The organism is Parabacteroides sp. AF17-3 (assembly GCF_003635445.1).
GTDB lineage: Bacteria > Bacteroidota > Bacteroidia > Bacteroidales > Tannerellaceae > Parabacteroides > Parabacteroides goldsteinii.
The window spans coordinates 277,931-294,444 of the sequence record NZ_QTMM01000002.1; the positions used below are offsets into that span (position 1 = coordinate 277,931).

10 protein-coding genes are annotated in these 16,514 nt (G+C 38.3%); all 10 read right to left on the minus strand.

The features are described from left to right. Positions 1 to 8: 8 nt before the first annotated feature. The gene (locus tag DWW91_RS03430; RefSeq protein WP_122326952.1) at positions 9 to 1,208 is read right to left on the minus strand and encodes a DUF5000 domain-containing lipoprotein; all 1,200 of its coding nucleotides are present in this window, start codon (positions 1,206 to 1,208) and stop codon (positions 9 to 11) included. A 29-nt stretch (positions 1,209 to 1,237) separates the two neighbouring features. After that, complete coding sequence (locus DWW91_RS03435) at positions 1,238 to 3,154, minus strand: RagB/SusD family nutrient uptake outer membrane protein (RefSeq protein WP_122326953.1); 1,917 nt, start codon at positions 3,152 to 3,154, stop codon at positions 1,238 to 1,240. Positions 3,155 to 3,166: 12 nt separating this feature from the next. Then, positions 3,167 to 6,634 (minus strand): TonB-dependent receptor, encoded by a 3,468-nt coding sequence (locus DWW91_RS03440; RefSeq protein ID WP_233584396.1) that lies wholly within the window; start codon positions 6,632 to 6,634, stop codon positions 3,167 to 3,169. Between the two features lie 135 nt (positions 6,635 to 6,769). Next, positions 6,770 to 7,963: a FecR family protein gene (locus DWW91_RS03445; protein ID WP_122326954.1), complete on the minus strand. Its 1,194-nt coding sequence runs from the start codon at positions 7,961 to 7,963 to the stop codon at positions 6,770 to 6,772. A 60-nt stretch (positions 7,964 to 8,023) separates the two neighbouring features. Continuing rightward, positions 8,024 to 8,617 carry an RNA polymerase sigma factor gene (locus tag DWW91_RS03450; RefSeq protein WP_158599428.1) on the minus strand — a complete coding sequence of 198 codons (594 nt, stop codon included), beginning with the start codon at positions 8,615 to 8,617 and terminating at the stop codon, positions 8,024 to 8,026. A gap of 751 nt (positions 8,618 to 9,368) precedes the next feature. Continuing rightward, on the minus strand, positions 9,369 to 10,841 hold the full coding sequence (locus DWW91_RS03455) for a hypothetical protein (RefSeq protein ID WP_233584397.1): 1,473 nt from the start codon (positions 10,839 to 10,841) through the stop codon (positions 9,369 to 9,371). Further along, complete coding sequence (locus DWW91_RS03460) at positions 10,828 to 12,561, minus strand: DUF6057 family protein (protein WP_122326957.1); 1,734 nt, start codon at positions 12,559 to 12,561, stop codon at positions 10,828 to 10,830. Before DWW91_RS03460 ends, DWW91_RS03455 begins: the two co-directional genes overlap by 14 nt. 93 nt (positions 12,562 to 12,654) lie before the next feature. Beyond that, positions 12,655 to 13,335 (minus strand): DUF4998 domain-containing protein, encoded by a 681-nt coding sequence (locus tag DWW91_RS03465; RefSeq protein WP_122326958.1) that lies wholly within the window; start codon positions 13,333 to 13,335, stop codon positions 12,655 to 12,657. A 24-nt stretch (positions 13,336 to 13,359) separates the two neighbouring features. After that, positions 13,360 to 14,535 (minus strand): DUF5000 domain-containing lipoprotein, encoded by a 1,176-nt coding sequence (locus tag DWW91_RS03470; RefSeq protein WP_009860099.1) that lies wholly within the window; start codon positions 14,533 to 14,535, stop codon positions 13,360 to 13,362. Positions 14,536 to 14,567: 32 nt separating this feature from the next. Beyond that, complete coding sequence (locus DWW91_RS03475; RefSeq protein ID WP_122326959.1) at positions 14,568 to 16,511, minus strand: RagB/SusD family nutrient uptake outer membrane protein; 1,944 nt, start codon at positions 16,509 to 16,511, stop codon at positions 14,568 to 14,570. Positions 16,512 to 16,514 lie beyond the last annotated feature (3 nt).

Consider the following 16,514-nt stretch of genomic DNA (forward strand, 5'->3'; position numbering starts at 1 on the left):
TATATAAATTATTCTTCTACAACTTTCCCCCAGAAAGACAATTCCGAGATGTGTATATTTGCTGCTCCTCCCCACGTTTCATGGACATGGAAACGAAGATAACGAACAGGAGGTGCATCCAACGGAAATTCAAATTCAAAACCATTCGCGGCATACTCCTGGTCTTCGTTCGTAACAGGGGAGTTCTCGCCGGAAGGTTTAAAAGAATAGCAACTCAATAACAGATGCCAATCTTCTTTGAATCCGCCTTCAATCCAATATGCTTCATCATGATTCCCATAGTCTGGAGAAGTCGTACCATACACATCCCATTTTTTAGGATTAAAATGCGTATAAGCCCAACCACCAAGTCTATGCCACAACTTATATCGGCTTAACTTGGCTGTAACGCCTAAATCAATTGTGAAATACATAGGAGATTTTGCTATATTTGTATGCCAACCTTGATCCCCGGCTATTCCATCTCTGATTTTTTCCCAAGCCCAATTACCTCCCAATTCTGTTGTATTATCCCCTAATAATTTTTCCCACTTCCATTTGGATTTATCCATTTCCATTTCATAAAGGGGAGTAAATGCATTAGAAAGCGTGTCAGAAAAATTGTCCCATCTATCACGAATATATACACCGAAAACGCGTTCTTCATCATTAAAACCACGCAAAGAATATTTTCCTTCCGCAGTGCTTGTATAGACAACATCGGCTACATTTAAATCACCTATGGAATCGGCAGCCACCAAATAGATGGCTATATCCGCCTCCGTTTTATTTTCCCATTCCACTTGTATACCACCGAATCCTTCTTTTACTTTCAATGACTCATAGATCAATTGCACAGGAGGTGTAGTAGGATGGATGGTAACTTCCACCGGTTCTGAAACATTGTTGCTTCGGTCAATACAATACAGTTTTATTTTTTGTTCATCCGTACTTCCGAAACCTTCAACCATCAACTCATTATTATACATGGAAGAAGAAGTATTCATCTCCTTTCCATTAATATGATATACAGCATTCACATACAATAAATCATCATCATGAGGTAAATCGTATGTTATTTTCGCTCCACCCGGTAAATTTTCCACCTTGGGATTTTCTATTTTACCCGGAGGTACCGAGTCTATTCCAGGTTGTCCGACATATTCTTGTTTGCAAGCATTCAGTAAAACTGTACATGCAATTAAAATATAAAATAATTGTTTCTTCATATCGTTTCCTTAATTATATGACCATTAACTCAATTTGTACTCCCCCAACCAAAGTTCTGAACCAGATTAGGATTCACATCAATCGACGCTTGTTTTATTGGGAAGAAATAGTTCTTTATGCTAAATGAAGGATTTGCAATCGTTTGTATCTTATAATAACTTTCCGTATCACTTGCTGACACATTCCAGCCTTGTATTGGATGTTTAAACTCTTCTCCAGCCTCTTTCCAACGTAACAAATCCCAGAAAGTTTCACCCTCAAAAGCCAATTCAATCAAACGTTCGCGATGAATAATTTCACGCATACCATCCTGGGTAGAAACCTTATTCGGCATAGTAGAATATTTAGTCCAACTCTCAACTACCCCCTTCAGAGAAGCTCTTTTCCTTACCTTATCAATCCATTGGTATACTTCCGCATCAGGACTGGATTTTATTTCATTCAGTGCTTCCGCATATAATAAATAGAGGTCGGCCAATCTAATTACAGGGAATGAATAACGATAGGAGGTAAAAGTGCCCTGGTTTCCTACAGTCTCGACCGCAACCAGTTTTTTAGGCAAATATCCAGTGATGGAATAGCACTGTGATGCAATCATTCCACCTGGTTGCCCCTTTTTCATCTGTGCATAAGTCAATTTAGAATAATCATTATCTCCAACTATACCATTCCCATATACAATGGCACCGTCAAAAGAAAGTGAGGCATAAAAACGCGGTTCACGAGCGATGTTCAGTCGAGCTGTTTTATAACCGGTTTTCATATAATAACAATCTTGTTCCGCCACTTCAGTTATTTTATATCGGTTCTCATAATCCCATTCTTTATCTTCATTGATGGGAACTCCATTTTTAGTATAAAAACGTTCTACCGATCGGATGGTAGGTGACAAAAGAGAAAGCATAGCCTCCGTCTTCTGATCCAATTTTGTTCTTACAAAAGATACTTTCTGCAAAAAATTATCATTCTTTGTCGATCCCCAAATTATCTCTTTATTCCAACGTTCAGTTATTGCTTTACGAATATTCAATTTTTGACGTGTGGAATCAGTTACCGGATCAAAACCTTTGTAATAATATAGCTCGGCTCCCTGACTTTCGGCAAAATCGATAGCCTCTTTTAAAGCCTTTGCTGCAACCTCCCATTTACCAGCATCATACGAGGTTGAAAAAAGATTTCGACCTTGATTATCCTTCAAATTTGTATAATAAGGATTCCCGTTGAAAAGAGGGCTAGCATTCAACACAAGTGTTTTAGCCTTCAATGCCAACGCAATTGATTTCGTAACACGTCCCATCTCTTCAATTTCGATTTGAATATTATCCGGCAAATCAACAACCGCCTCATCCAGCAACTGCACGATATAATTAACCACATCATCCACCGGATCACGATAAACCCGTACTTCTTCCGGAGAAGCCGATACCGGAAGGTTTTTCTCTATAATAGGGATCGGACCATACAACCGCAACAGATAATAATGATAATAAGCCTTCAGAAATTTAGCTTCAGCTACCCACCTCACTTTTTCATACTCTTCCAAATCGACAGGCTTATCAATATTTTCCAAAAATATATTACAATCGCGGATGGCAACAAAAAGGTTATGACCATCATTTCCTCCATCCCAATAGTTTAATAATGGATTATTGGAATTCTGCCCGATCTTTGCTGCGTTAAAAGAATTCAAACTCCCCCAATAATATGTACCTTCTTCTGTTATCCAGGACTCATATCCACACAAAAATCCGGGATTCGTATTCGGACTGGTAGGATTAGGTAGATAAGAATAACAAGTAAATAAATATTTCTCTGCATTAATCCTGTTATTGAAAGCATGATCAATAGTCGGTATATTATCCGGAACAACATCCAGATAATCACTACATGAACCTAAACTCAATAGGCTGATCAGCAAAATAAATACATCAATTATCTTTTTCATATAGTACTCGTTTTATAAACTAACATTAACTCCAACATTAAACACCCGCTGTACAGGATACCCTAAACCATTTCCAGCCATTTCCGGATCCCACAATTTGAACGGACTGATCACAAATAAGTTTGTTCCACTCAAATAAAACCTTACCATTCCCAAATGGATCTTTTTAGTCAGTTCTTTAGGAATTGTATATCCTAGCTCTGCCGATTTCATACGTAAAAATGCTCCATTCCGCATAAACCATGTACTGGTTTGTGTATTATTGCTAATACTCCGATCTGCCAAACGTGGCCAAAAGGCATGAGGATCCCGATGTGCTTCCGACCAATGACTATCAGCGATTTCTTGTAACAGTGCATTTCTGGCAACTTTACCGGCATCTGTATCCGAATCGTTATCCGTATCTATAAAAGGAGTTATCTTCCTCGAATCAATCCAGAAAGAAGAACGGGCCGATCCTTGAAAGAATGCCGAGAAATCGAAATTTTTATAACCCACTGAAAAACCGAATCCATAAATAATCTCCGGAGTTGTTGGATAACCGATAGGAACTTTATCCTGATCATCTATAATTCCATCCATATTGATATCCTTATATTTAATATCACCCGCCATATATTCACCGAACTGCTGAACCGGAGAGTTTTTTACATCCTCCTCATCTATAAAAAGTCGTTCGGCAATAAGCCCCCATTGTTGGGATAGTTTCTGTCCTTTATGCCTGCGCCAAGGGGTACTGCTATATTCCGGTTCTTCATAAACCTTGAATTCTGCCGTCGCATACGTAAAATTACCTCTCATTGTCAACCAAAAATCTTTATTAAACGATTGTGAGTAATCCAATGACATATCGACGCCCGAACCAAAACTCTCTCCGACATTTGACTGAGGTGTTGCCTGTAAACCCATAGTTGATGGAATAGCAGAACGCTTTTGCAATATATTCTTCCGATTCTCCCTAAAATAATCCAATTGTAATTCTGCTTTTCCCCATAATCCCAATTCTATGCCATAGTTTTGCTTATAAGCTTTTTCCCAGGTAATAAACGGATCTTCATAACGACTAATGGAGACACCGTTTTTTGAATAGCCGAAATCCGTTCCAAAAACATAACCACGATCCGAATTATCTAAATTCACATTCGACAGATAAAAAAAGCGGTCTTTTGCTTCCCCTATATTATCATTACCTACAAGCCCGTAAGTACCCTTCAACTTTAATTTTGTGATAATGTGACTTAACGGCTCAAAAAACTTTTCATTTGAAACCATATAACCGACACCTGCCGAAGGGAAGAATCCATAACGTTCTTTGGATGAAAAACGCTCCGAACCATTATACCCGAAGTTTCCTTCAATAAAATAACGATTATCGAAGGCATAAGTCAAACGCCCGGCCAAGCCTATATTCCTGAAAGGCAGAGACTGTTGTAAATCACCGGCATTACCGATCAGTTCTTCACGAGTTGTAAAAACCAACATACCACTTACACTATGTTTTTCATTGAAAGTATTATTATATTGTGCTGCTGCTTCAAAATAAGTCGTGCTGCTGACCGTTTTTTTCCCCTCATTATAATCAAGATACTCCTTACCACTCTGTTCATTCAACCCCGTAAGCCTGTAAACATCCTGATATTTATCATATGAACCTACTTTATAATAAAAAGGTGTGTAATATCGGGATACGTCAAAATAAGAAGACCTGGAAGTATTGAACAATCCTCTCACCGACAATCCTTTTAGCAGGAAATCAAGATCCTGTTTCAATTCCAACTGAGCTAATATAACCGTTTTACTGTAATCTTTATACCCTTTTACCATATCAGCATATGGATTGATATGATTAGCGCCATCATAATTTCCAAATAAAATATGTTGTGTATACTTATGAGTTTCATCCGGTTCATAATAAGCAGGGTACAATACCGGGCTTGTTCGCATCACTTTATTATATAAACCGCTACCACCATCTAAAGGGCCGCTGTAATCATCGAAGGTTCCGTGCAAACGGACTATTAATTCGGTTGTTTTTGTCACATTAATATTAACATTACTGCGAAGCAAATACTTTTTCAAATTAATATTACTATTAAAATTATTCCGCTTATCAACTTTCAAAATACCATTATCCTGATTAAATGAAGCTGCCACATAATAACGTGCTACTTTCCCACCACCACTGATATTCATATTCAAGCGCTGGTTCATCGTATAATCTCTAAACAACATATTTTTCCAATCAGTGGCGGGATATACATTCGGATTTCCTATGCCTGTATTAGCAATTTTCTCATTCGAGTAAGGAAGTACGCCTAATGGGTCACGTGTTCTTACAGCCTCATTATGCAAATTCATATAAGTAATCGGATCAGCCAATTTCACTTCGCTAGCCGGAGCAGCCAGGGAGTTTTCGAAACGAATGGAAAATTTAGCTTTACCTTCCTGCCCCTCTTTAGTTGTAACAAGTATTACCCCGTTTGCTCCACGAGCACCATAAAGAGCCGTCGCATTGGCATCTTTCATAATTGAAAAACTATTGATATCATCGGTATTTAACCGTGCCAGGTCCTCGGAAGTAAATTCTACACCGTCAATCAGGATCAACGGATCACTTTTACCTGTACCGAAGGTAGTTACCCCACGTACAAAGAAGTCTGCATTATCCTGACCCGGTTCTCCGCTTCGTTGATAAGAAATAACGCCGGACATACGTCCTGCCAAAGCTGTAGTCAGGTTACTGCTTGGGACTTTCAACTCAGAAGGTTTTACCGTTGTAATAGAAGCCAATACACTTTCTTTTTTCTGTTTGGCAAATGCAACAATAGTGACCTCTTCCAGTTCATCCGTTTTCTCTTTCAGCGTAATAAACAACTGTTTCTTATTTTCGACTGCTACTTCCTGGTCTTGCATACCCAAGTAAGAAAATTGTAATATATCAGTATCACTGACATCGATACCGAAGGATCCATCGATGTCAGTGGTTACCCCCCGGGGGGTACCTTTCACTTGTATAGCTACTCCAGGCAAAGGTTCTCCAAGTTCATCAATAACCTTACCAGTAACTTTTCTTTGCTGTTGAGTGACCGGAAAAGAGACAACAGCCTCTTCTTTTTCATTCCTTTTGGTAATGTAAATCTGCTTATCGACAATATTATAGGTGTTTTCAGTCCCTTCAAATAATTTATCAAGGATTTTATCAACCGTCTGATTCTTGATATTCAGCTCCACTCGTTTGCTGGCATCAATTATTCCCTCATAATAGAAGATAACGAACTCACTGTTTCGTTCTATTTCTTTAAATGCCTCTTTGATTGTTTTATTCGAAAGATTTAAGGATATCTGGGTCTTTTGTGAATAGGCCGATTTCGCGGAGAAATCTGCTGCCCAACAAGATGCTGCGACCAGACAAGCAGCCATGATACACATTAATTTTCTAAATCCACGTACTTCTACGTTTATTATTCGTTTGTTTTCCATACATTTGTATTGATTTTTGATTTAACTGGAAAGAATTCTGCTAAAATTCTTTCTTTTAAATTTACGACCGGATAATACCCACTATTATCCGGTTTTGTTTTTCAAAGTTCCTTTACTTCATATTTATATTCTTTTTTAAGGTTTAACAATTACTAATATATACTCTCTCTCTATTGTAAAAGTGACAGGCATGGTCGACTCTAAGCCGGTCAGTACTTTTACCATATCCTCATCCAGATTCAATGAACCGGAGCAACGCAAAGCTCTTACCTTATCATTATATCTTATCTTTTTTCCATAATAATCAGACAGTTTATCCAAGACAACAGAGAAACATTCATTATCAAATGTATAATACCCTTCTTTCCAGGAAATATAATTCTCCACATTCACTTTCTTAATATCAGTAGTCCCTTTCTCATAAGAAAGTCGATCAGACGGAGTCAATAATGACTCAACCCGATTATCGGTCCGTACATTAACTTTTCCTGAAACGAGAACAACAGATACCCCCTCATTGGATTCATATGTCGATACATTAAATTTCGTACCTAACACACGAATATCCATTTTTTTCGATTTAACGATGAACGGTCGCTTTTCTTCCGGGGAAACTTCTATATAAATTTCACCGTCTACATATATCTCACGCATTTTATCATCAAAAGTGACCGGATAAACGACTCGTGTATTTGCATTCACCCAGATTTTCGAGCCATCAGCTAGTTCAAGGAAAGATCGCTTTGCTGATGGAACAATCAATTGATTATAAATTAACTCATTTTTATTGTCAGAACTCGTTACTGAGTCCTGTGAGGTTTTCATCTTTTGGGCATTGATATGCAATTCTCCTTTTTTATTATATTGCAAATGGGAGTTTTTCTCTTCAATATTCACTTTTTTTTCATCAGCCAGAATTAACTGAACTGTTTCGACTGGCTGTTCAGGCTTTTGCACTTTTTCAATTGCAGTTAAGTTGTCTTCCTCATAATAGTTCATATAATAGAAACTTCCCACAGCCAACAATAATATTGCAACTGCAGCTACCGAGGAATACCAATATCTGAATGATCGTTTTTTATGGTTGGTTTTGGAAATACGTTTCCAAAGTAATTCTTTGTCTTCAGATGAAAAAGTCTGTTTGCGATAAGGAATAGAACGTAGAACCATTTGGGCATAAACAATTTCTTTGGCAAGAACTTCATCCCTAAGAGCCTGTTCTTTCCAAAAAGCCTGCGAATTATCTGTCGGATAAAAATATGATTTCAGAAAAAAATCATCTTCCAATAACTGCTCAACTGAATAGCCTGTATAGTCTTTTCCTTTCATTCTTAATTGTACCTGTTAAATATTCTCTATAAGGAATACAATCGAAAGGAAAATTTATACTCAACAGAAGTACATTTTTTTTAATATAATGACAAAAACAATCAGTACAGGGAAAGATTCCCGCATTTTCTTAATCGAACGTTGTATTGAATTTTGTACTGACTGATAATTCATATCCATCAAAATAGCAATTTCTTCTATCGAAAGCTCTTCTATATAGCGATAATAAATTATTTCCCGTTGTCGGTCTGTTAACATACCCAGGACTTTTCGAACTGTTTCCTGTAATTCGCTTTGATTTAGAGTTAACGTAACCTGCTCTTCCGCTCCTGGGTCTAAATATTCATTTTCTTCTATATCTACTTTATCAAAAAACAGTTCTCGTTTCAGAAGATTATACAGGTGGTTTTTCAAACAGGTAAACAAATAGAATTTTATATTGACTTCCGTTTTTAAACGCTGTCTGTCATTATAAAGTTTTACATAAACATCATGAATAGCATCTTTTACCAAAGACTCATTGGAAGTAAACTGGACGCCATACCGGAACAGAGCATCTGCATACTTTCTGTATATGAGTTCAAAACTTCTGTCATCTCCGTTCTTAAAACTCATCCAAAGAACATTTTCCGATACATTATAATTTATTTCCATATGAGGCTCCAAATTTAGGAAAACATTTGTATCCATCAATCCCCAGGACTGGATAATAAATAAAAAGAGGCGTGAGGACTGTTGATATATCTAACATTGAGGCCTTCGACTGCCTAGATAATTGATATAAACAACAGCTCACACCCTTTTATTTTGAATATTCCCCTGTGCAAATACACTGGGATATAACAAAAACAGGTATGTGAGCGTTCGCTGTCTACTATCCAATTATCTGAAAGTGTCGAAGTTCCAATGTTAGGATAATATCATAAAACGCTTCTCGTAATTAATCCAATCATTTTATGGTAACATTTTACCAACGATTGGATTACAAAAGTAGAAAGAAGCCTTTGGTTTCACAAATTATAATATACTTTTTTCACCTATTACAACAAAGACAAAAGTTAATACATCTAACTCCGATCAAAAAAAAGAAAGTGTTGCAAACACTTCTCCCGTCCCAACGGACAAGGCAGTTACTTTGTAACACTTTCATCATACATTCAAGGGAAGATCACTCGATCTCCGGATGATCTCCACAGCTCCTTCTTCAGGAATTGTCTCAGGTGCACCATTCAATTTCATCCAAAAGATATTGTCACTTACGAGCGTACGGTTCATTGACTTACTACCGCTCTTCTTTATGGCTTCAGATTACCGCCCTACGGGGTTGTTACAATACATCAAGGCGGGATAAATCTGATTACCGGAGTTCCCACGCCATCTCCGACTTGGCGTGTCGTGTTTAAATTCAGTCATTTTGTATTTCGTATTTACTCCTTATTACAGGAACTTCCATAACTGCTTTCCGAAGGTTATAAGGATTAATATTTACTTTTCCTTTTACCAATTCGGGAACATTATAAGAAGTCAGACAATAAATATAAAAGTCTGGGTTCTCCTGAGGCAAAAGAAACGGTTTGGAAGCCTTCCCGGCATCATTGATTTGTGTAAACCAAGGGTACGTATAATATCCGTCATTCCGACGACTGCTAAATACCACCCATCCACCCACAGACGACCAGGAATGAAAACTATCCACATCCTCCGAGTTTATCTCGTCTAGCGCCCTATGTGTCTTATTTTTTAAATCATATAAAGCCAAATCAGATGATTTATGATAATTGGAAAACGAACCGTATTCCACCTCCGTATAAAGCAAAAAACGTCCGCAGGGAGAGACTCTCGGATGTAACATACTTTTATTAATCCGGGAAGCTGACACTAATGTATCCACCGTTTCCCCAAATTCCATTTTATCCGCATCAAAACGAATCGCACAAAGAGATAATTTTAAATCACTCTTATATTCAGGAACCTGAACTGCTTTACCCCCACAATAAATCAAGGTTCTACCATCGGGCGTAAACACAGGATAGTTATTATGCAATGAATCTGCAAATAGTTCCGGAATTGTATAACTTTTCTTGTCTTTCAAATCATATACTATCACATCCGACCCCAAGTCAAAGACCTCTATGGGAGTCTTCCCTTCATAAAAAATTTGTCGCGTCTGACTAACAGAAAAAGCAATGTAGTTGCCCGACGGATGCCAAAAAGGATATCCGGCGGCCTGTGACATTTCTCCCGCCTGAGTATTCACTTTCTCTATTTCTCCATGTCGGATAAAATAAGTCCCCGGATTTTTCTGACGTGAATGAAACAGCATCTGATCCGGATCATTCTGACAAAAAGAATGGCAGTTTATACAGCCGGTTTCCGATTTCATATTATCGATTAAAACTTCATCATTAAAGTTTGTCAAATTCCGCTGGTTAATCGACATAGTATTAGTAGTTGTATACCCTGGTTCTATTTTTCGATAAACCAGTACCGGATCGATTGGAGCAATCGACACCTCCCAGTCAAACGGAACGTATTGATATGTCTTTCCATCCCATTCGGCTTTCAATGTCACCGATATATGACCTCCTTTAGCCTTTTCAAGCCATTGTTTCCACTTCTTTTCCGGGAAAATAATCTTTTCTTCTCCTGTAAGTACCCAACTCTCGTCAGAAAACCGCAACACAGCCTCAACTCGCTCAGGGCGACCAGTCACTTTAAAGTTCAACGGGGCAATATTATAGGGTATGACAATATCGGTATAATCGGGAAACAACTGAGGTTTCTGCGACAGTTCCTCAGTTATATACTTGGATACAGATTGACACGAAATACATACCCATACCAATAAACAGAAATAACAATACCTATTTATGAACATCGACAGATTCATAATAATAAAAGTAACTGGATTTATAATCATTATTCATTACAAAATAACCGGATATCGTATTTAGCGGACGTTTTCCCTGAGTACAATACTCTTTGAAACGTGCCAATACGCCTTCATCATAGTTTATCTTTAATTTCCGGTCTTCACTGATTTTATTCTCTCGCTCATAGATTAAAATTCCTTCCTGACACAGGATCGGAATTTCCGAGTTCGGAGAAAAATCCAATCTATAGCGGACCATCCTAGCCACCCAATCAACCTTTTTCTCCAGTAATGCCAAATTCCAAGCATATTCCAAGGCCAATGTTTCAAATGGTAATTGGATAGCTAGGTTTGTTATATTTTCTAATGGCCTGTTCATACCTATTTGGAAACCATATGAAGGAAGCATCTTCCGGAAACGAATGATCCAATCGACCTGTTCCAGATCTGGATCATGTTTCATCCGGTTCAACAAATCGACAGCCCAGCGATTATACATCACCGTTTTTTTCAATATACGCAGAAGTTTTATTGCCAAATCATTTTCCCGATAAATCAAATGGATCATCGCCAAGCGTTTAAGATGATAAGGGTTCACCCCCGTATCCAACATCGACATGGCTTCAGTCGAGAACACCTGACTAGCCCGAAAACAACCTAAGTTCCAATAGATATCGCTCAAACGAGTTTTCGAAACATACGATTGCTCACCCGCTGAAACCAATGACTTCGAATAAGGGAATCCATCCCGAAACAAGGCATTACTCAATTGTCCGGTTTGTGCCAATGCCATATAATAATAATTCAAGGTTCTAGAGTTCAGTTTTTCGGCATCACATATACTACCCAGCAATTTATTCCAATCACCTTGTTGCATTAGGTAAAACAATTTCATCTCAAACTCCCTGGTACGGTCGGTATTCACATGACAAGCATATACGGCCAACAGAAGATAACCGGAGGCAACAAAGAGATAACCGCGTGAACAACGTAATAAAAAGATACAACCGACAAAAGAAGTCATATAAATCAGATACCAAGGATACCAATCCAATTCCCATTCAGCAACAAACACTTCTTCCATCGGGAAACAATATTGGAGCAATAAAGTCGTGAACAATGCTGAAAAGGCAAAAAGAGAACAAAGAGAGATCAGGTAAGAATAATTTCTCATTCCTTTCAAATACTCATAAACAAATATATACAAACAAGCTACAAACGCTGCTTCTTTACAAATATACCAAAGAATACAAGCAAGGCAATAACTGAACAAAACACGTATACGCTTATCGGATAGTCCGATATAAAGACGGCAACAGATAAAAGAAATCAATAAAGTTAGATCTTTCGACAAGGGATAATCGGAGAAACTATGTAGAGACCAAACAAATGTCGTCGAATATAAAAAAGATAAAAGAATGCGGTAACGAGATTCTGTAAAAGGTTTTAACAACATATTTATCAGAAGTCCCAAGAGAAAAGCCAGACTTATCAAGACTCCGATTCCGAAATACCTAATCACATAAAATTGTACAAGAAAAGAGGCTAGATAATCTACAATTCCTTGTATCCGAGGAAGAAAAGATGTGAAAAAATCAGTTGTTGCTAAAAAACAACCAACCTGTCCAGATAAAATAATCCGGTAAGATTGGGTATAAAAGAGATATGTTACCATACCTACGAATAGAAACAGGACAAATAATATGTCCGCAACCTTCCTGTTCATAATGAATTCACTTTAGAAGAAAGGAGGGTATGTTGTACCCCAACACACCTCTCCTTACATTCAACATGTTTATCTACAAGTTATAAAGACTACTCATTCAGGAAAATCCCTTGAATCTTCTTTCGTATTAAAGCTATCCGGTGAATTAGCCGCCGGTTTATATATTGTATAATACGTAAATGAAGATCCGCTTTGGACATTCTGAATGATATCTTCCAAGACCGTAGCCAATACCTCACGAACCTGCTGCTGACCGGTTGCATCGGTATAAGTCAACACACATTTCTCCGCACCATCATTTGCCGCGCCCCAGGTTATCAATATATTACCATCTTCCGTCTTCGAAATGTTTTCAATATGACGGTTAGGTAAGGTATTCCGATAATCTTCACCGCAAGCTCTACCTGTTGCTTCAAACGGAAGTGAACGATTTCCATATTTATCAAAACTGACGATTTGGAACAAGTATTCCCGTTCCGGCAGATTTTCAATCATAAGAGAGAATTCACCAACTTGTCCGCCGACATTGAAATCAATGGAATCCGTATAAGCATTCCAATAAATACGAAGCTTCTCAATACGTTGGGCATTAATAAATAATTCCATCTTAACACGACCGTTACCCGGACCGACGGATGCACTATCCACTTTCGCCGCATAAATAGTTTCGCCTTCTTCCAGAAAACCAATATGTAAAGCGTCCATATCATCACAAGACGTAGAAAATACCCCAACACAAAAAATCAGGAGGGGAATAATATATTTTACTATCATATTTCTATACATTTAATAATAACCTTACTTATCCTCACCAACCTGTCCATAGACCTCTATTTCAGACATATGGAAAAAGTCACCATTAGACCAAGTTTGCAAAGCATGCAAACGGAGATAACGAACCTTAGGTTTACTTGGGTCACAAACGAACTCTTCACCCGCTTCGGCCCATTGCCTGTCTTCATCGGATATCTGTCCTAATGGTAATCCGGAAGGCTTAGTACTCTTACAATCCATCATCAAAGTCCAAACCGAAGGATCATTCAAATTTTCAGCATCTGAGGTTCCCCAGATTTCAAAATGTTCCAAATTTCCATGTTTATAAATCCAGTCACCCAAACGTTGCCATACTTTGATACGGCTGATCTTCCCGGTCACACCTAAATCGAATGTAATCCATTGCGGCCAAACACCTGACCCATTAGCTGTATGAAATCCGTTACCATCACTTTTCGTCCCATCAAACAAGTTTGCGAGAACCCATCCCCAAGCCGAAGGTTGGTCGCCTTCAATAGACATACCTGTGATTTTTGTTCGATCAAATTGTTCCTCAAACAGAGGTGAGATGGTCGTTTCCAAAGCTTCACTTACATTTCCCCAACGATCCTGTATATAAATCTTAAAATCTTTCGGATCAGTATCCATTCCACGAGTCGCGGCACTACCTTCTACCACCGTACTATAGTAAGCATCGATCCGGTTGAACTCATTGTTATTATCTTTTTGTTCCAAAATAACAGAAATTTCAGATCGCCCGGGATTATCCCAATAGGCATGTACACCACCAAAGTCGGCAATCAACTTTAAAGTACGTCCGATCGTAACAACAGGAGCCTCCAGTGGCTTCACGGTCACTTTTACAGGTGACGATTCATTCAGACTACGATCTATTGCTACCAGTTCCACGATACGTTCATCTTCCGTGCCGAAACCCTCGATCTTAAGAGTATCCACAAATAAGGAAGCTTTCACTTCACTTGAAACACCTGATTTCAATTCATAATTAGCTTTTACACAAAGTAGATCTTCATCGTCCGGCAAAGTATATTTCAAAATAGCACCACCCGGAATATTAGTAACTTCTACATTGCTGACAGGTTGCGGAGCGACAGAATCTGTTTTAACAAACGTACGTTCCTCTTCCGAACATGCAATCAGAAGCAAAACGGAAAGTATATATAATAAATTCTTTTTCATTGTCCCATTTATTATGATTACTAATTACCAACTTACCAATCAAAATTCTGAACCAGATTCGAATTTATCGAAATCTCTTTTTCATTGATCGGCCAGAAATAATCTCTTACTGAAAACTCAACAGGAGTCTGGGCCACTGAAGTCACTGTGTAGAAGAGATCTTGAGTATCTCCCTGAATGACATTCCATCCTTTTGGCTGTTCATTAAAATCCTGAATTCTCTTCCAGCGTCTGAGATCCCAGAAATGTTGTCCCTCAAAAACCAATTCGATTTCACGTTCATGCTGTATAATTTCCCGTAAGCCTTCTTTGGTTGCAGCTTTAGAAGGAGAAATGGAATATTTAGTCCAAGAAGCCTGAACTCCTTCCAAACCGGCGCGTTCACGAATCATATCTACATATTTATATACTTCACCGCTCGGACCGCTATATTCATTCAGTGCTTCAGCATACAACAAATACAGATCTGCCATACGCATGATCGGGAATGGATAATACTCTATACTATAATCGTTCGCCGTCATAGCATCTTTAAAACTATGCATTTTCTTAGCTCCGTATCCTGTAACAGAGAATGCCTCGGAAGCAGAAGCAACTCCTGAATATTCTTTCGCACAAAATTCGCAATGTTTTACATTGTCCGGAAACTTATTATAACCGTTACCGAAATAGATACCTCGGTCAAAACCTATATTTGCATAGAATCGGGGTTCACGATTATAATGTAGATTAACAGTCTTCTGCCCCTCCTTTACATAATACTTTTCAGCACCGGAAGAGACTTCCGGACGAATTTCGTAACGTTGGCTATACCAGTTGTTCTGTACCCAGTCTCTATCTTCATTGATAGGTACGCCATGGGATGAATAGAATTTTTCAACCGTATTCAATGTTGGGGCCCACTCGGTACGAACTACTGTTCCCATTTCTGCACCAACACGCAAAACACGGGATTGACATCGTTGAACAAATGAATATTGGTCATTATTAGTACTCCCCCAAATCAGTTCACAATTCCAACGATCACAAATAGCCTGACGTAAAGTGGTCTGCAATTTGAAGGTATCGTTCTGCGTACTCAACAGTGGATCTACACTCGTATAAAGCCGTTTATTCTGTGCATGAGCCATATCAATCGCCTCCAAACAAGCATCTGCTGCTTTTTTCCATTTTTCAGGATCATACGTTTGAGGGAATAATTGTACTCCGCGATTATCGACCAAAGAGGCATAATCCGTATTTCCATTAAACAATGGACTTGCAGCATATGCCAGAACTCTAGCTTTCATTGCTTTAGCCACCAGATTATATACTCGTCCGGCTTCAGTGCCTTCCACCAAGTCGTCATTAGAAGGAAGACCTGCAGCCGCTTCATCCAGCAGATTTACTATATAATCAACAACATTATCTACCGGTTCACGATATACTTTTACCTCTTCCGGAGTAGCCGATACCGGCAGATTGACATCCATAATAGGTATAGGACCATACATTCGGAACAAATAAAAATGATAATAGGCTTTCAGGAATTTTACTTCTGCTATCCAACGGTCACGTTCATACGAAGGTAAATCTGTTACTTTATCCACATTCTCAAGAAAGATATTACAGTCACGAATACCATCCCACAAAGCCGGAATGACAAAGGAATCCCCTGATTTAGCTCCACTCCAGAAGTTCATATAAGGATTATTCACTTTCTGCATACCACGAGCAATATAACGCCCGGCAGTATTAATATAGGAATGGCACCAAACTTCGTCTGTAGCAGCAATTGCCGGATCCCACTGGAAATCACCATGTCTCGGACGATAGCTATAACAAGTATATAAATACTTTTCACATGCTGTACGATTACGGAATGCATAATCAATTGTCGCCATATTATCCGGAACAATATCCAAATAATTACAAGAGATACATTCCAGTAATACGATACAGAACAGTAAACTTTTTAATAATATATTTTTCATCATCTT

Bases quoted from the DNA above. Each gene is read 5' to 3' on its own strand.
- DWW91_RS03455 (WP_233584397.1), bottom strand. From the start codon at position 10,841: ATGTTCATAAATAGGTATTGTTATTTCTGTTTATTGGTATGGGTATGT.
- DWW91_RS03475 (WP_122326959.1), bottom strand. From the start codon at position 16,511: ATGATGAAAAATATATTATTAAAAAGTTTACTGTTCTGTATCGTATTA.
- DWW91_RS03440 (WP_233584396.1), bottom strand. From the start codon at position 6,634: ATGGAAAACAAACGAATAATAAACGTAGAAGTACGTGGATTTAGAAAA.
- DWW91_RS03465 (WP_122326958.1), bottom strand. From the start codon at position 13,335: ATGATAGTAAAATATATTATTCCCCTCCTGATTTTTTGTGTTGGGGTA.
- DWW91_RS03435 (WP_122326953.1), bottom strand. From the start codon at position 3,154: ATGAAAAAGATAATTGATGTATTTATTTTGCTGATCAGCCTATTGAGT.
- DWW91_RS03450 (WP_158599428.1), bottom strand. From the start codon at position 8,617: ATGGAAATAAATTATAATGTATCGGAAAATGTTCTTTGGATGAGTTTT.
- DWW91_RS03470 (WP_009860099.1), bottom strand. From the start codon at position 14,535: ATGAAAAAGAATTTATTATATATACTTTCCGTTTTGCTTCTGATTGCA.
- DWW91_RS03460 (WP_122326957.1), bottom strand. From the start codon at position 12,561: ATGAACAGGAAGGTTGCGGACATATTATTTGTCCTGTTTCTATTCGTA.
- DWW91_RS03445 (WP_122326954.1), bottom strand. From the start codon at position 7,963: ATGAAAGGAAAAGACTATACAGGCTATTCAGTTGAGCAGTTATTGGAA.
- DWW91_RS03430 (WP_122326952.1), bottom strand. From the start codon at position 1,208: ATGAAGAAACAATTATTTTATATTTTAATTGCATGTACAGTTTTACTG.